This is a genomic window from Pseudomonas sp. GV085 (assembly GCF_003050925.1).
GTDB lineage: Bacteria > Pseudomonadota > Gammaproteobacteria > Pseudomonadales > Pseudomonadaceae > Aquipseudomonas.
Genome location: NZ_QAOV01000033.1, coordinates 1 through 1,530, shown reverse-complemented (window position 1 = coordinate 1,530; position 1,530 = coordinate 1). Strand labels below are relative to the sequence as shown.

Here is a 1,530-nt window from a genome sequence, read left to right as displayed (position 1 = left end):
CCAGCCTACCACCTTAAACTTGGACAACCAACGCCAAGCTGGCCTAGCCTTCTCCGTCCCTCCATCGCAATAACCAGAAGTACAGGAATATTAACCTGTTTTCCATCGACTACGCTTTTCAGCCTCGCCTTAGGGACCGACTAACCCTGCGTCGATTAACGTTGCGCAGGAAACCTTGGTCTTTCGGCGTGGGTGTTTTTCACACCCATTGTCGTTACTCATGTCAGCATTCGCACTTCTGATACCTCCAGCAAGCTTCTCAACTCACCTTCACAGGCTTACAGAACGCTCCTCTACCGCATCACCCGAAGGTGATACCCGTAGCTTCGGTGTATGGTTTGAGCCCCGTTACATCTTCCGCGCAGGCCGACTCGACTAGTGAGCTATTACGCTTTCTTTAAAGGGTGGCTGCTTCTAAGCCAACCTCCTAGCTGTCTAAGCCTTCCCACATCGTTTCCCACTTAACCATAACTTTGGGACCTTAGCTGACGGTCTGGGTTGTTTCCCTTTTCACGACGGACGTTAGCACCCGCCGTGTGTCTCCCATGCTCGGCACTTGTAGGTATTCGGAGTTTGCATCGGTTTGGTAAGTCGGGATGACCCCCTAGCCGAAACAGTGCTCTACCCCCTACAGTGATACATGAGGCGCTACCTAAATAGCTTTCGAGGAGAACCAGCTATCTCCGAGCTTGATTAGCCTTTCACTCCGATCCACAGGTCATCCGCTAACTTTTCAACGGTAGTCGGTTCGGTCCTCCAGTCAGTGTTACCTAACCTTCAACCTGCCCATGGATAGATCGCCCGGTTTCGGGTCTATTCCCAGCGACTAGACGCCCTATTAAGACTCGCTTTCGCTACGCCTCCCCTATTCGGTTAAGCTCGCCACTGAAAATAAGTCGCTGACCCATTATACAAAAGGTACGCAGTCACCCAACAAAGTGGGCTCCCACTGCTTGTACGCATACGGTTTCAGGATCTATTTCACTCCCCTCTCCGGGGTTCTTTTCGCCTTTCCCTCACGGTACTAGTTCACTATCGGTCAGTCAGTAGTATTTAGCCTTGGAGGATGGTCCCCCCATATTCAGACAAAGTTTCTCGTGCTCCGTCCTACTCGATTTCATGACCAAGAGATTTTCGCGTACAGGGCTATCACCCACTATGGCCGCACTTTCCAGAGCGTTCCGCTAATCTCAAAGCCACTTAAGGGCTAGTCCCCGTTCGCTCGCCACTACTAAGGGAATCTCGGTTGATTTCTTTTCCTCAGGGTACTTAGATGTTTCAGTTCCCCTGGTTCGCCTCTTGCACCTATGTATTCAGTACAAGATAACCATCTTATGATGGCTGGGTTCCCCCATTCAGACATCTCCGGATCAAAGTCTGTTTGCCGACTCCCCGAAGCTTTTCGCAGGCTACCACGTCTTTCATCGCCTCTGACTGCCAAGGCATCCACCGTATGCGCTTCTTCACTTGACCATATAACCCCAAGCAATCTGGTTATACTGTGAAGACGACATTCGCCGAAAATTCGCA

General features: G+C 51.0%; 1 rRNA gene (only partly in view). It reads right to left on the bottom strand.

From position 1 onward, the window contains the following. Positions 1 to 1,473, bottom strand: a 23S ribosomal RNA gene (locus C8K63_RS29900); it reaches 1,421 nt to the left of the window's first position. Between the last annotated feature and the right edge of the window lie 57 nt (positions 1,474 to 1,530).